The organism is Acinetobacter sp. 102, from assembly GCF_037028485.1.
GTDB classification, from domain to species: domain Bacteria; phylum Pseudomonadota; class Gammaproteobacteria; order Pseudomonadales; family Moraxellaceae; genus Acinetobacter; species Acinetobacter higginsii.
In genome coordinates this window covers 32566-47410 of the sequence record NZ_JAZEZK010000017.1, presented here as the reverse complement: position 1 = coordinate 47410, position 14845 = coordinate 32566, and the positions used below count along the sequence as shown (strand labels likewise).

Annotated in this window: 18 protein-coding genes; 12 read left to right on the top strand and 6 right to left on the bottom strand. The window is 41.5% G+C overall.

Annotation, left to right across the window (positions count from 1 at the left end):
• The 3 genes from WA352_RS16275 to WA352_RS16265 are packed head-to-tail and all read left to right on the top strand — an operon-like array spanning position 1 to position 3838.
• Positions 1-939, top strand: a complete 939-nt coding sequence (locus tag WA352_RS16275; RefSeq protein ID WP_004804925.1) for an ABC transporter permease — start codon at positions 1-3, stop codon at positions 937-939.
• Positions 940-949: 10 nt separating this feature from the next.
• Positions 950-2092 carry an ABC transporter permease gene (locus WA352_RS16270; RefSeq protein WP_005205504.1) on the top strand — a complete coding sequence of 381 codons (1143 nt, stop codon included), beginning with the start codon at positions 950-952 and terminating at the stop codon, positions 2090-2092.
• 12 nt (positions 2093-2104) lie between these two features.
• On the top strand, positions 2105-3838 hold the full coding sequence (locus WA352_RS16265; RefSeq protein WP_033134427.1) for an ABC transporter ATP-binding protein: 1734 nt from the start codon (positions 2105-2107) through the stop codon (positions 3836-3838).
• 54 nt (positions 3839-3892) lie between these two features.
• Here the strand turns inward: WA352_RS16265 and rluB are convergent, their stop codons facing one another.
• The 3 genes from rluB to WA352_RS16250 are packed head-to-tail and all read right to left on the bottom strand — an operon-like array spanning position 3893 to position 6273.
• Positions 3893-4840: a 23S rRNA pseudouridine(2605) synthase RluB gene (rluB, locus tag WA352_RS16260; protein WP_004804930.1), complete on the bottom strand. Its 948-nt coding sequence runs from the start codon at positions 4838-4840 to the stop codon at positions 3893-3895.
• 42 nt (positions 4841-4882) lie between these two features.
• Entirely contained in the window at positions 4883-5482 is a 600-nt protein-coding gene (scpB, locus tag WA352_RS16255; protein WP_005205502.1) for an SMC-Scp complex subunit ScpB, read from the bottom strand.
• Positions 5479-6273 (bottom strand): segregation and condensation protein A, encoded by a 795-nt coding sequence (locus tag WA352_RS16250; protein ID WP_004804932.1) that lies wholly within the window; start codon positions 6271-6273, stop codon positions 5479-5481. The genes scpB and WA352_RS16250 overlap by 4 nt, the downstream gene beginning before the upstream one ends.
• Positions 6274-6519: 246 nt before the next feature.
• Between WA352_RS16250 and WA352_RS16245 the strand changes: the two genes are divergently transcribed.
• Both WA352_RS16245 and WA352_RS16240 read left to right on the top strand, forming a co-directional pair.
• Positions 6520-7236 (top strand): GNAT family N-acetyltransferase, encoded by a 717-nt coding sequence (locus WA352_RS16245; protein ID WP_033134428.1) that lies wholly within the window; start codon positions 6520-6522, stop codon positions 7234-7236.
• A gap of 192 nt (positions 7237-7428) precedes the next feature.
• Complete coding sequence (locus WA352_RS16240) at positions 7429-7926, top strand: hypothetical protein (RefSeq protein WP_033134429.1); 498 nt, start codon at positions 7429-7431, stop codon at positions 7924-7926.
• A gap of 112 nt (positions 7927-8038) precedes the next feature.
• On the opposite strand, the gene WA352_RS16235 is transcribed toward WA352_RS16240, so the two are convergent.
• Together WA352_RS16235 and WA352_RS16230 are read right to left on the bottom strand one after the other, a co-directional pair.
• A complete protein-coding gene (locus WA352_RS16235; RefSeq protein WP_004804938.1) occupies positions 8039-8656 on the bottom strand; it encodes an L-threonylcarbamoyladenylate synthase in 618 nt (205 codons plus the stop codon).
• 88 nt (positions 8657-8744) lie between these two features.
• Positions 8745-9407: an elongation factor P hydroxylase gene (locus WA352_RS16230; protein ID WP_005205499.1), complete on the bottom strand. Its 663-nt coding sequence runs from the start codon at positions 9405-9407 to the stop codon at positions 8745-8747.
• 96 nt (positions 9408-9503) lie between these two features.
• On the opposite strand from WA352_RS16230, the gene WA352_RS16225 reads away from it, so the two are divergent.
• From WA352_RS16225 to lysM, 6 genes are all read left to right on the top strand, one after another.
• Positions 9504-10064 (top strand): YceD family protein, encoded by a 561-nt coding sequence (locus tag WA352_RS16225; RefSeq protein WP_005312651.1) that lies wholly within the window; start codon positions 9504-9506, stop codon positions 10062-10064.
• Between the two features lie 74 nt (positions 10065-10138).
• Positions 10139-10324 (top strand): 50S ribosomal protein L32, encoded by a 186-nt coding sequence (gene rpmF / locus WA352_RS16220; RefSeq protein ID WP_004638135.1) that lies wholly within the window; start codon positions 10139-10141, stop codon positions 10322-10324.
• Between the two features lie 197 nt (positions 10325-10521).
• Positions 10522-11508 (top strand): ACP S-malonyltransferase, encoded by a 987-nt coding sequence (fabD, locus tag WA352_RS16215; RefSeq protein ID WP_033134430.1) that lies wholly within the window; start codon positions 10522-10524, stop codon positions 11506-11508.
• Entirely contained in the window at positions 11505-12239 is a 735-nt protein-coding gene (fabG, locus tag WA352_RS16210; protein WP_033134431.1) for a 3-oxoacyl-ACP reductase FabG, read from the top strand. The genes fabD and fabG overlap by 4 nt, the downstream gene beginning before the upstream one ends.
• A gap of 86 nt (positions 12240-12325) precedes the next feature.
• A complete protein-coding gene (acpP, locus tag WA352_RS16205; protein ID WP_004655272.1) occupies positions 12326-12562 on the top strand; it encodes an acyl carrier protein in 237 nt (78 codons plus the stop codon).
• Positions 12563-12768: 206 nt separating this feature from the next.
• The gene (lysM, locus tag WA352_RS16200; RefSeq protein WP_004804950.1) at positions 12769-13242 is read left to right on the top strand and encodes a peptidoglycan-binding protein LysM; all 474 of its coding nucleotides are present in this window, start codon (positions 12769-12771) and stop codon (positions 13240-13242) included.
• A 67-nt stretch (positions 13243-13309) separates the two neighbouring features.
• Here the strand turns inward: lysM and WA352_RS16195 are convergent, their stop codons facing one another.
• Positions 13310-14077: a hydroxymethylpyrimidine/phosphomethylpyrimidine kinase gene (locus WA352_RS16195; protein WP_033134432.1), complete on the bottom strand. Its 768-nt coding sequence runs from the start codon at positions 14075-14077 to the stop codon at positions 13310-13312.
• A 93-nt stretch (positions 14078-14170) separates the two neighbouring features.
• Between WA352_RS16195 and WA352_RS16190 the strand changes: the two genes are divergently transcribed.
• A complete protein-coding gene (locus tag WA352_RS16190) occupies positions 14171-14845 on the top strand; it encodes an HAD-IA family hydrolase (protein ID WP_033134433.1) in 675 nt (224 codons plus the stop codon).

Genomic DNA, 14845 nt, shown 5'->3' with positions numbered 1-14845 from the left:
ATGCTTGCTTATGTCGTGCGTAGACTATGGCAAATGATCCCGACCATGTTGGGTGTCATTTTGCTGATTTTCTTCTTGTTTAACTGGGTGGGGGGCGATCCTGCATATATCTTGGCAGGAAAAATGTCCAACCCTGAGCAAATTGAAAACATCCGTAAACAGTTGGGGGTTGATCAACCTTATTATGTGCAGTTGTGGATTTTTATTAAACAGATTCTGACTTTTGATTATGGTGCCAGTTGGAGTACAGGCGAATCTGTCTCACAGATTATCTTGACTCGTTTAGGGCCCTCACTAACTTTATTGATTCCTCTAACCATTTTACAAACTGTGATCTCAATCATCTTGGCACTAGCGGTTGCATCAGTGCGTGGTTCATTGACCGATCGTATGGTGATGATGCTGTGTACCATTGGCATGTCGATCAGTATCTTGGTGTATATCATCATCTTCCAATATGTTTTGGCCTATCAGTTAAGTTGGTTCCCCGTACAAGGCTGGAGTGATAGTTTTAGTCAAAATTTATTCCATTATGCCTTGTTGCCGATCTTAATCATGTTGGTGGTCAGTATTGCTCCAACGCTACGTTTATATCGAAGCTTCGTCTTAGATGAAATTAACCAAGATTATGTGCGGACTGCGCGTGCTAAAGGTGTGGGGGAGTCTCGGGTACTGGGTGTGCATGTATTGCGTAATGCTTCGATTCCCATTGTCACCGAAGTGATGGCCAGTCTGCCTGCCTTATTGATTGGTGCTTTCCTGATTGAACGTTTCTTTGGTATTCCGGGCATTGGTCGAGAAATTATTATTGCGGTTGAACGCAGTGATTTTCCTGTGATTAAAGCCATCACCGTATATATCGCTGCAGTCACCATGATTTTTAACTTGATCGCCGATCTGATTTATAAGCTCCTCGATCCTCGTGTGCAGTTGAAATAGGAGGATGACGATGCTCAGTACAATTTTTAAAAGCAAAGCTGCCTCGAATGAATCTTCTGCGTCAACAGGATTGTGGCATTTGGCCTTGAATCGATTGAAGTCAGATCGAATCGCCGTGGTGTCTTTTTTGGTGGTTTTATTTTATTTCATCCTGCTCGCTTTATCGATGACAGGGGTAATAGCCTCTAATTGGAATAAAGAAGTTGCAGTCAGTTATGCACCACCCACTTTCTTGGGTGCGGATACAGAGTCAGATCAAATTAAGGCAACTACAGAAAACACAGCAACTTTGCCTGAAAATCCTGTTGATCCTCTGAAAGACGTGATTCAGCAGCTGAATGCGGAAATTCAAGCTGAACAGCAAGGTGGCTCAGTCATTGATAATTATGGCGTGGTTGATCCTTTGGCTGAGGATATGCAGCAGATTGATCAGCAACTCGGTGGGCATTTACTCGATCAAAAGCAAGAGCTCAAAACCACTTTGCCTTTTGGGGCGGATAAGTGGGGACAAGATGTGTTGCTAAAAACCATCAAAGGTGCTGAAACTTCAATTCTGGTCGGTTTATTGTCTGCGCTATTGGCGGTGGTGATTGGTACTTTTTTGGGTGCAATTGCAGGTTATTTTGGTGGCTGGGTTGATGATGTTTTGAACTGGTTCTATAACATTTTTACCTCGATTCCTTATCTGTTGTTGGTGTTGGCCATTGCGGCTGTCCTGCAACAAAAAGGCATTCTGTCGATTGTGTTGATCTTGGGTTTAACTGGTTGGACGGGGGTGTTCCGTCTGATTCGTGCCGAATATATGAAACATAAATCGCGCGAATATGTTCTGGCAGCCAAAGCCATTGGAGTGAGTCATCTACGTCGTATGTTTGTACATATCTTCCCAAACGTGAGTCATATTGCCTTGGTACAGATTTCGATTTTGGTGGTGTCATTCATTAAATCTGAAGTCATTCTGAGCTTCCTTGGTTTTGGTGTACCTGTCGGCGTGGTGTCTTGGGGCAGTATGTTGAATGAAGCGCAAAGTGAGCTGATCTTAGGTAAATGGTGGCAATTGGCTGCGGCATCTATCGCAATGGCGGTGTTAGTCACTGCATTCTCGATGTTTACAGATGCCTTACGTGATGCTTTAGATCCTAAGTTGAAATAGCGGAGAGATAAAATGCAATATCAGAATGAAACAACGCTATTACGTGTCGATGATCTCCGTGTCAGCTTTAAGGGTGAAAATAAGCAGTGGATTGAAACAGTCAAAGGGATTTCATTTTCAATTCCTAAAAATAAAACTGTAGCACTGGTTGGTGAGTCGGGCAGTGGTAAATCGGTCACTTCCCTAGCGGTGATGGGGCTGTTGCCAAAAGGGCAAAGTCAAATTGCCGAACAGAGTCAAATTTGCTTTGAAGGTAAAGACTTACTCAACTTATCGGCCAAAGAGATTCGCAAAATTTGTGGTAAAGACATTGCCATGATTTTTCAGGAACCGATGTCCTCGTTGAATCCTGTCTTTACCGTGGGGGATCAAATTGCTGAGGTGTTATGTATTCATTTAGGCATGGGACGTAAGCAGGCCAGAGCACGGGTACTTGAGTTGCTGAAAGAAGTTGGTATTCCTGCACCAGAAACCAAGATCGATGCTTATCCGAGTCAGCTTTCAGGTGGGCAACAACAACGGGTCATGATTGCGATGGCAATTGCCTGTGAGCCGAAGTTGCTGATTGCCGATGAGCCAACCACAGCCTTAGATGTCACCATCCAAAAGCAGATCATTGATTTATTAGAGTCATTACGACAACGCCATGAAATGTCGATGCTGTTTATTACCCATGATTTAGCCTTGGTGGGTGAAATTGCAGATGAAGTGATTGTGATGCGTCATGGTGAGATTCGGGAAAGTGGCCCTGTTGAACAGGTGCTGGAACAACCACAAGATGTGTATACGCGTGCTTTGCTGCATTGTCGTCCACAGTTGGCGACTCGTCCATACCGTTTGCCTGTGACCAGTGATTTTATGCAGCAGGACGAAAATGGACAACTGATCGAAGCCACCAATCTGTCTGATTTAAACCTGAAACAACGTGTCCGTGGTCTGACTGGCGATGAGCCGATTGTGCTCGATGTAAAAGATCTGAAAAAGTCATTTTATAGTCGTAAGGGTTTGTGGGGACAAGACGAATTTCAAGCGGTTAAAGGTGTCTCTTTTCAATTGGCCAAAGGTAAAACCTTGGGCCTAGTTGGCGAGTCGGGTTCAGGTAAAACCACGATTGGTCTGCTATTGATGCGCTTACATGAAGCCACAGGCGGGCAAGCCTTGATTGGTGGAAAAGATATTCTGGCCATGAGTGAGAAAGAGTTTTGTCAGTACCAGCGCAAAATTCAAATCATTTTCCAGAACCCTTATGCTTCACTCAATCCACGCTTTACTATCGGGCAGATTTTATTGGAACCGATGCGGATTCATGGCATAGGTCAAAATGATGCTGAGCGTAAAAAGATGGCATTCGAATTGTTAGAGCGCGTCAGTTTGCCTGTTCAAGCCTATGACCGTTATCCACATGAGTTTTCTGGTGGTCAACGACAGAGGATTGCGATCGCACGTTGTTTAACCTTGAAACCTGAGATTTTAATCTGCGATGAGTCTGTTTCTGCACTGGATGTTTCGGTACAGGCGCAGGTGTTGAATTTGTTGCAGGATTTACAGGACGAGTTTGGTCTGAGTTATATCTTTATTTCACATGATTTATCTGTCGTGAAATACATTTCTGATCAAGTCATGGTCATGAATCATGGCGAATTAGTTGAGATTGCTAACTCGGACGAACTGTATTTACATCCACAGCATGAATATACCAAAAAACTGCTGAATGCGATCCCGCAAGGCATTGTTCAGCATAGTTAAAGCCAATAAAAAACGCTCTTATTAGAGCGTTTTTTTATTTTTTAGGATCAAGAATTAGAACTTCTTAAAGCCTTTATTGAAACCAATGGTTTTACGACCATTGTTATTATTGGCATTGCCACTTGGACGTTGTTGCTGTGACTGATCTTGTTCATCATCACGACGTTGTTGGCGTAAGTAACCGCCACGACGTGCTGCCATTGGCTTTTCAGACATACGTTCAGTACGGCGTTTTGCCATACCAAATAGACCTGTACCTTGACGTGGTTTTAATTCCACTGATTTTGCCAAGTTATCGATATCGCTTTTATCCAATTCCATCCAACGACCTGTACGTAACTCGCGTGGCAAAATGACAGTGCCGTAACGAGTACGCAATAAGCGGCTGACTTTTAAGCTTTGTGATTCAAAGATACGACGGACTTCACGGTTACGACCTTCTTTAACCACCACTTGATACCAACGGTTAATACCATCGCCACCAATTTCTGAGAATGATTCAAACTTGGCTGGACCATCTTCAAGCTCAACACCTTTCAGCATATTATTGCGAATTTGTGGGGTTACTTCGCCCATCACGCGAACAGCATATTCACGCTCAACTTCGTTTGAAGGGTGCATTAAACGGTTGGCAAGTTCACCATCATTGGTGAATAACAATAAGCCAGTACTGTTAATATCCAGACGACCCACCATGACCCAACGGTCGTTGGCAATTTGAGGCAAATGATCAAATACCGTAGGACGCTTTTCAGGGTCATTACGTGAACAGATTTCACCTTCTGGTTTATAGTAAATTAATACGCGGCGGCGAATTTCATCTTCAATTTGGAATTGTACTTTACGACCATCGATACGAAGTTCATCACCTGGTTCGATACGTTCGCCAACTTGGGCAATCTGACCATTGATACTGACACGACCAGCAGCAATGACTTCCTCCATATAGCGACGCGAGCCTAACCCGACTCTCGCTAAAACCTTTTGTAATTTTTCACTCATGACAGCACAACCTTAGACATAATGATCAACAGTTCACCTTTCTCAGGACTTCGGCGCATGTGCGTCGAGTGTCATGAATGCTTCCTTGGCGTTCTGCAGGGGAGGCAATTGACCTAGCGAAGCTAAACCAAATGCATTTAAAAATTGGGGCGTTGTGACTAACAACGCAGGTCTTCCGGGTAAATCTCTGAAACCAGATTCTTTAATCCAGTTCCAGTCAAAAAGCGTTCTTAAATTCTGGCTATTGTTGGATACACCACGAATCTGCTCAATATCGGCACGTGTGACTGGTTGATGGTAAGCAATCACTGCGACAGTTTCGAGTAAAGAGGGTGACAACTTGGTTGGGCGCTCTGGCCAAACCTGTGCAATAACATTTCGATATTTGGCACGTACTTGAAATCGAAAACCTTGCGCAGTTTCAATTAATTCGATTGAACGGCCATGCTGTAACATCGCCAGTTGCTGTAAAAATGTGCGTAATTGCTGCTTATTATATTGGTTTTGAAAAGCCTCTTTTAGACGTGCAAGAGAGACTGGTGAGTCACTGGCGAATAAAATCGCTTCAAGTTGCAATAAAACCTCATGATGAATGTCCTCAAACGACATACCTTCATTTTGCTCAAATTGATCTAAACTCATGCAGCAACTCCTTGAATGGTTAAAGGAGCTTCAATACCTGTATGGATAATCTGAATTCTTTGCTGACGTGTCAGTTCAAGCACCGCCATAAAAGTGACCACCATCCCCATACGACCTTGCATGGGATTTAATAATTCAATAAAACTCAATGCCTCACCTGACGCAAGTTGGCTTTCAATAAAGGCTATACGTTCTTCCAATAATACAGGCTCTTGTGCCACAACATGAGTGATGGGCTCAGGGCGGTTGAATACGCAAAATAAAGCATCATGCAAGGCTTCAACATCATAGCCTTCATAAATAGGGGCAATGTGACCAATACTCACGTTAGCGCTAAAAGTATCGCGTTCGAAGATTGGCATCTGTCCCAATCGTTCCGCAGCTTGCTTTATACGTAGATAGGTTTCTAAACGGTCAATTAACTCTTGTTTTGGATCTTTTTCAAATTGATCAACAGCGACTGGTTTCGGGAGCAGTAAACGCGATTTCAAATCTGCAAGTAATGCTGCCATGACCATATAATCAGCCGTGAGCTCAATATTCAGTGATTTCATACTATCCATATAGGACAGATATTGAGTGGCAATCGGAGAAATATCGACCTGTAATAAATCAAAGCCATTTTTTTGAATCAGGTAAATCAGAAAGTCTAACGGGCCTTCAAATTGTTCCAGTAAGATTTCAAACGCGGCGGGCGGTATATATAAATCTTCAGGTATGACTTCCTGCCACTCGTCAAGCACGCGAATGGAAGGAGTGGACTCCAAAGTTTGGGGGAGAATTTGGTTCATTACCGTTATAAGCCACGCGAATTTTCAAAAGCATGAAAGATATAATTTTTTGTGCAAAGAGAGGCACATGCTACCAAGAGCAGCTCTATTCTAATCGAAATTGCCAATTTAATAAATTACCTACTTACAAAAACCTTAAAGTTCTCAGGGTATTTTCTGTATTTATGCAAGATTCCATAGGTCATAGAAAAAACTTATGCTTAAATTAGCAACGGAAATCATTCTTTTTTTCAATTATAAATCATCATGAAACATTATTTAAAAACACAACAGAACCAGTTTGGGCAAACCGTAGGCTTTGCCATTGATCATCAACCCAATCAACCGATTAAACATAATTTAGATGGGCAATCTGTCAAATTGATTCATATTGCTGGTGAAATTTCTGATCAGGCTGCGAATCAAATTTGGGATGCTGTTGCAACGGAAAAGGATGCGGCCTGCTGGACGTATTTGCCTTATGCCGCACCGCAAAGCCAATTTTTGTTAAAACAGGATTTGCAAAATCTATTTGGTTTTAAAGGCTCAACTCATTTTTTAATTGAAATTGATGGCGAGACCCAAGGTTGGATTGCTTTGTTAAATCCAAGGCTGGAACAGGGCGCGATCGAAATAGGCAATGTTTACTTTTCCCATCGAATGAAAAAGTCCAAAGCATCAACGGAGGTAATCTTTTTACTGTTACAACGATGCTTTGCCCATGGTTTTAGGCGTGTAGAGTGGAAATGTGATGATTGTAATGCACCGTCTAAAGCCGCAGCCTTACGTTTTGGTTTTCAGTATGAAGGTTTATTTCGTCAAGATCGGATGACTAAAGGGCATAACCGTAATACTGCATGGTTTTCAATCATTGATGAAGAATGGCCTGATTTAGAAAAAATCTATCAACAATGGCTCAGTCCTGATAATTTTGATGCGCAAGGTTTTCAAAAACAGCGATTGTCTGACTTTTTTGAAGGCTAATGAGCGATTATTAAAATTCGCTTATGCCTTTTTTAAAATAATTCATCATAAAGCAACCGTTGATTTTCTAGTCATCGGAAAGTAAGGTTTTTTGATTTATTTTGTTGAATTTAATAAATATTTATAAATAATAGCTCGATTATTAAATGAGTGAGAACTCATAGACTATAAAATTAAATAATGAGGGCTAATATGAATATTAAATTTGTTGCAACGGGCCTAATAATTATTGGTGCTCTATTTTGGGGGACTGAGATATATTGGGCTAAGCAGTTTGAACAGCAGGCCAGAAACCATTTCAAAAGTATGGCTTTTGTACAGCAAATGAATGAGGCTATGCGTCGAGCGGGCTACCCGATTAAAGTGGATGCACTCAATCAATACCCTCATATTTTAGTTTATGTCACTTTAACTGAACCAATGACAGAAAACGTAAATAGAGATGATCTAAGAGGGGAAATGGAAAAAGCACATCATCAAATGACATGCGGTTATTTTGATTATATTCAGGAAAAAGAAGCCAGCGACAAATATAAAGATATTGGCAAAGGGGTTGTGAAAGTTATAGAAGAGGATCAGCCAGCCACAACTTATTTTTTTAAAACTTATGATGGCAATGTGTTGTATGAAAAAAAACAGATACTTTCAGAGTGTTCTGAGTTTTTAAAATTAAAACAAACTATTGTATAGCATTTTGATTTAAGTGAATTGAATATGACTATAGGCAGACGCTGCGTTTTCTGTTGGAGACCTCTAGCAGCTTACGACGCTTTCTGCACCCAAGCTGCGTTTTATACAACATTTACTCAAAAGCACTGACATCACCGACACCACGACGTACGACTTCAGGGTTTTCTCCAGATAAATCTACGATACTGGTGGTGGATAAGGTTCCGAATCCACTATCGATAAACACATCAATACGTTTACCCAACTGGTTTTCAATATCAAATGGATCATCCAACGGATCTTTTTGATCAGGCAAAATTAAGGTACTGGTTAACAATGGTTCACCAAGTTCTTTTAATAAAGCCTGTGCAACGGGATTACTTGGAATACGTAGACCAATGGTTTTTTTCTTAGGATGCATTAAACGTTTTGGTACTTCGCTGGTCGCGGGCAAAATAAAAGTCGTAACCGCTGGTGTATTATTTTTTAATAGACGATACATCGCGTTATCGACTTTGGCATAGGTCGCAATATCGGATAAATCACAACACATAATCGCATACTGGTGCTTTGGTCCCAGACCACGAATTTGTGCAATCCGTTCCATTGCGCTCTTATTTCCGATTTGACAACCGATCGCGTATGCAGCATCTGTTGGATAGACCACAACATCACCAGCACGAATACGTTCTACTGCTTGTGTAATTAAGCGAGCCTGTGGATTTTCAGGATGAATATGTAAATGCAACATTATTTTAACTCCCTGATTTATACGGCTAAATTCAGTATGAAACTTGTTAGGGGCATGTTGCAAGTCTTAGATGTGATAATTTTGTCATTTAATCAAGGTATTCACGTTTAAATTCATCGAGTTGTAATGGTGTTCCATTGCGGGTAGACACGCAGATGTAATGAATGAAATGTGCGGCATCGCGGGGTAATTTTGCTTCCCCAGAAAAATAACGTTGTACTTGCGCAAAGACATGATCTTTAAATTGATCTCCATTACCGCCATCGCCTGTTAAGTTATCCAGTGACACACGAAATTTCCGACCAAAGGCAGTCGCAAATAGCCATTCTATGGCTTGAGGTTTAATTTCAACTTGTTCAAACAGGGCCTGTTGTTCTGAACTTCGCCCATCAGGTGCATACCAATAGCCAAGGTCGGAAAGTAGGCGGCGTTGCTCACCAGCAATGCTCCAATGGCTGATTTCATGTAGAGCACTATTGAAGAAACCATGGGCAAATTGGATCTTTGCAGGCTGCTCAGAAGTGGCTGGGAAATATTCTGGTTCAAAATCACCTTTAACAAGTGTGACATTATGGTGGGAAAACCAGTGATTAAAGTGTAAAATAAGCCAATCGACCTGTTCTGGTTCTGTTGTTAACTTTTGCCAAGATGAACGTTGCACTTGATCTAGCGCTAACACAGGAACAGAGGTTGAATGGGTGCTAACAAGTAATGAAGATGTTACTTCAAGTTGCGGCTGCAACAGGTACATTGCTTAATTTACCCCGAGTTCTGTCTAAAGAAGTACAAAATTGTATCTTAATCTTTGACAGAGTACCGATGAATTTGTAGAATTGCCGCCTTAATTATGTCAGCAAATACTTTTCCAAGCCAAATCGAGCCATTTAAATGGGCTGAACAGGGCTTTACATGGTCAGGAACACTGCCATTGTCTCGCTTTGCTCGTATTGCTCGAGAAGCTGTTGGTTCAATTGATGATCAATTGATCAACATAGACTGTAAGCTATCAATGGATATCTATCATCGTATTGTATGGTTAGATGGACATACTGAAGCAAAAGTTCCAATGGTGTGCCAACGTTGTTTGGAAGCCGTTGAAATTGAATTGGTTTCAGATTTTCATTTAGCTTTGATTGATGATGAGTCACTGATAGAGCGATTGGATGAGGATGCTGATTTCATCGTTCTAGGTGAAAGTGAATCTTCAAAAAAAGGTGATTTTGATGCACCAGCAGTGATAGATTTGCTCGCACTATTAGAAGATGAGCTGTTATTGTTGGTGCCTTTATCTCCTAAGCATGATGCTTGTGAGCATAAGCATCAACCTACCACTCCAGATGTTGTCGAAGAGAAACGGGATAATCCGTTTGATGTTTTGGCAGGTCTGAAGGGTAAACTTAACTCATAATTTATGTTATAATGTTGAGTTAAGACAACTGAATTTGTTCTGATCCATTTTTTCGATCTTTGTAAGGAGCCATCATGGCCGTTCAGCAAAACCGTAAAAGTCGCTCTCGCCGTGACATGCGCCGTTCACATGACGCTTTAACCGAGAATGCATTATCTGTAGACCAAACTACTGGTGAAACTCATCGTCGTCACCACGTGACTAAAGACGGTATTTACCGTGGTCGTCAATTATTCGCTAAAGCAGCTGATGCTGAATAATTGAACTATATGCATTAAGCGTTAGCTTAAAGTATAGAAAAAATGGGAGCGAAAGCTCCCTTTTTTGTTGTTTTTCGCAATTATAAAAAGAATTAATCAGTGTTAAATTGCCGCATCGCTAAAGAGTCTATTGTCATTCTCATGTAGAATTATGAGTATTGATAAAATTGGCGGTAGACTAATTTAAGGATTTTTATATGTCGACTAAACGACTTGAGCAGGCTGCTCAAGCAACAAAAACAGCATTTGTTTTTCCTGGTCAGGGTTCTCAAAAAGCAGGTATGCTGGCTGAACTTGCAGAGCAGTTTAGTGTCGTTCAAGATACATTTGCTGAGGCATCAGCTGCACTAGGTTTTGACCTTTGGCAGATTGCCCAAACGGGTGAAGGCTTGGACCAAACTGAAAATACCCAACCTGTGTTACTGACCGCAAGTATCGCGCTATGGCGTGTATGGTTAGAGCTGGGTGGTATTGTGCCGAAATACTTGGCTGGACACTCTTTGGGAGAATACAGTGCGCTTGTTGCAGCGGAAGCAATGAGCTTGGCTGATGCAGTTAAACTGGTTCATTTACGTGGCAAACTGATGCAGAGTGCTGTTCCTTCAGGTGAAGGTGCAATGGCTGCAATTCTCGGTTTGGCTGATGAGAAAGTGGTCGAGCTTTGTAAAAATGCTTCTGCTACAGGTCAAGGTTCAGTTGAAGCCGCAAATTATAATGCTCAAGGCCAAGTCGTAATCGCCGGTAGTACAGCATTGGTTCAGCAGGTAATGGCAGAAGCAAAAGAACAATCAGGGAAAGCAATTGCATTGCCTGTTTCTGTTCCCTCTCATTGCACATTAATGAAACCAGCGGCGGAAAAGTTTGCCGAAGCTTTGGAACAAACTGCCATTGAGCTACCATGCCTTCCTGTAATACAAAATGTCAACGCGGAAATCGCGACAGATGTTGCTCAATTACGTCAGGCGTTAACCGCTCAATTGTACCAATCAGTACAATGGACGCGTACGATGCAATATCTGCAAGATCAGGGTATCCAGTACGTGGTTGAATGTGGCCCGGGTACGGTACTGAGTAATCTTGCTAAGCGATTACCGAACATAGAAAAAGCATTTGCCCTTGATAGCAAAGCACGTATGGAAGATGCCCTAAACGCAGTGTTAGTGGCAGAAGGAAAAATTGCATGACACAACAACGAAAAGTTGCGTTAGTGACAGGAGCAAGCCGAGGCATTGGCGCAGCAATTGCACAGCAACTCATTCAAGACGGTTTTTTTGTGGTTGGTACCGCAACTTCTGAAGCAGGCGCGCAAAAGCTGACAGAAAGCTTTGCTGAACATGGGACAGGTGCTGTACTTGATGTTCGCAATGGCGAAGCGATTGATGCACTGGTTTCAGACATCGAGCAAAAATATGGCTCAGTGTTGATCTTGGTCAACAATGCAGGCATTACCAAAGACAACTTGCTGCTGCGTATGTCAGAAGATGATTGGGACGATATTCTCAATATTCATCTAAAAGCGGTTTATCGTTTGTCTAAGCGTGTATTGAAAGGTATGACCAAAGCACGTTTTGGCCGCATTATTAATATTAGTTCAGTGGTTGCACATTTTGCCAACCCTGGGCAAGCGAACTACTCGGCAGCAAAAGCAGGGATTGAAGCATTCAGTCGTAGTTTAGCCAAAGAGATGGGTAGTCGTCAGATTACAGTGAACAGTGTTGCACCTGGTTTCATTGCCACTGAAATGACTGATCAGTTAAGCGAAGATATTCGTAAAAAAATGATTGATCAAGTAGCTTTAAATCGTCTAGGTGAACCTCAAGATATTGCAAATGCAGTGAGTTTCTTGGCGAGCGATAAGGCTAGTTACATTACTGGTACAGTTTTACACGTAAATGGTGGTCTATACATGGCCTAAGTGGCGATGTATAAACTTTTAAAAAATCTTATATTCAATTAAACTAGTGGCAAATTAAAACGCCACAAGCAATGAGGAGAATTCCTGTGAGCGATATCGAACAACGCATCAAACAAGCAGTAGCTGAACAATTAGGTATGCGTGCTGAAGAGATTAAAAACGAAGCATCTTTCATGGATGACTTAGGTGCTGACTCTTTAGATTTGGTTGAACTTGTAATGTCTTTTGAAAATGATTTTGACATCACGATTCCAGATGAAGATTCAAATGAAATCACAACTGTTCAATCTGCAATCGATTACGTAACTAAGAAACTTGGTTAATCATCTTGCATGATCAAAAGCCACCGCAAGGTGGCTTTTTTGTGTTTGTACGTTTTGCAACAGAATGTTTTTCATTAAGTTCTATCGAATATACATATATTTACAAGACCGCGTTAAATTGAAACTCGAGTGTTTTATTTTTTCTGTATAACTAGATGTAGGTCTATTTTGACTATTATGCATTAATAATTACAGAGGAAATAACAATGGGTCTTTTTGATTTTGTTAAAGGTATTGGTAAGAAAAATACAGCACCAGCTGAACCGCAAGCTGCACCAGCAACGCCAGCTGAACCATCAGCTCAAGAGATTGCGAATAAATTATTAGGTTTGATTAAAAGTTTAGGTCTTCCGATTGATGGTTTATCGGTCACATATAATGGCAATACCGATACAGCAACCATTAAAGGGCAGGTTAAAACCCAAGCAGATAAAGAAAAGATCGTACTTGCTGTCGGAAACATTGATCATGTTGCACAAGTTGATGATCAACTTACCGTGGAAACACCTGAGCCAGAAAGTAAGTTTTATACCGTGAAATCAGGAGACAATCTGTCTAAGATTTCAAAAGAGTATTATGGTGATCCAAACCAGTACAATAAAATTTTTGAAGCCAATCGTCCATTACTCAAAAATGCAGATGATATTTTCCCTGGTCAAGTACTCCGTATTCCACAGTAATTGATCCGAAATAAAAAAGGCGCGAGATGCGCCTTTTTTATTGAAGATTCATTTGTTCAGGGATGATTTAAAAACGTTTTGGAATCTTTTGCCCATTTGGTACAGGTGTCTCAGCATGTTTTAACACTCCAAATAACCATGTTTCAGCATGTTGAACCGCAATTTTAAGCGAATCACCGAGTGCTAAACGTCCTGCAATAAAGCTTGCCAATGAACAACCTGAACCGTGGTATTGACCTTCTAAGCGTGGGCAGCGGCTTTCTGCAAGCATTTTGCCATCAGCATAGAGCACGTTGCGGATATGATCAGGCGTATCTTCGTGCCCACCTTTGACCAATACTGCTTTTGCACCCATTTTAAACAGTTTATGTGTGGCCTGTTCAATATCATCAAGACCTGTTAAGGCTCTTAACTCAACCGTATTGGGGGTAATCACCGTTGCTAAAGGAATCAACTCCACGAAGGCTTTGACCAAGGTTGCTTGGTCACCCAATGAACCGCCGCTATTTGCCACTAAAACGGGATCTAGGACATATAAATAATCTGGATGTTCTCGTAAAAACTCGGCTAATGCAGCAATATTATCAGTTGTGCCTAACATGCCTGACTTTACACATTTAATCGGTAAGTCGCTGACCACGGCATTGGCTTGTGCCAGCAATAATTCCTTTGAAGTGGCTTCAAAACCAAATACTTGCTGTGAGTTTTGAATCGTCAGCGCGGTACATGCAATGGCAGCATGCGCACCACTTTGCCCAATTGCTTCAATATCTGCTTGTAAGCCAGCACCACCAGATGGATCTAGTCCTGAAAAACAAAGTACGGTCGGACGCACTGCAATTTCCTTTTATTCTGCAATCTACGGTAGTATAGGGAAGTTTCGAGAAACTCTCGACTGCGTTGTGTAAGACTGTAAGAGATTGAACGAATGACGATCAAAAATATTCTCATCGATTTAGATGGAACCTTAACAGACCCTAAAGCTGGGATTCATGGTTCAATTCGTTTTGCGCTAGAAAAATTAGGTCAACCTTTGGCAAATGACATAAATTTGGATTGGACGATTGGCCCACCTTTAAAAGCATCTCTGGCAAAATTACTCAATACTCAAGATGATGATCTGGCTGAGCAGGCATTGCTGGCTTATCGTGAGCGTTTCTCAGTGACTGGTTTATTTGAAAATGAAGTATATCCAACGGTCGTTGAGACGTTGCAGCAATTGCAATCACAAGGCTATGCTTTGTTTTTGGCGACAGCAAAGCCTACAGTTTATGCGAAGCAAATTTTGATTCATTTTGATCTAGCTCGGTATTTTACCGAAATGTATGGCAGTGAATTGACTGGTGAGAGAACCAATAAGGCGGATTTAATCGCTTATATTCTGGAACAACAGCAGTTAGATGCACAGCAATGTATTATGGTGGGTGATCGCCAATATGACATTATTGGTGCACGTGCCAATGAGATTGAAACCATTGCTGTGAATTATGGTTATGGCACGGCAGAAGAGTTGGCTCAAGCACAACCTGTGATCCAAATTTCGCAATTTAGTCAGTTGATTGAAGCTGTTGCTGAATTGAACGCCGAGCGAAAAGTTTCATAA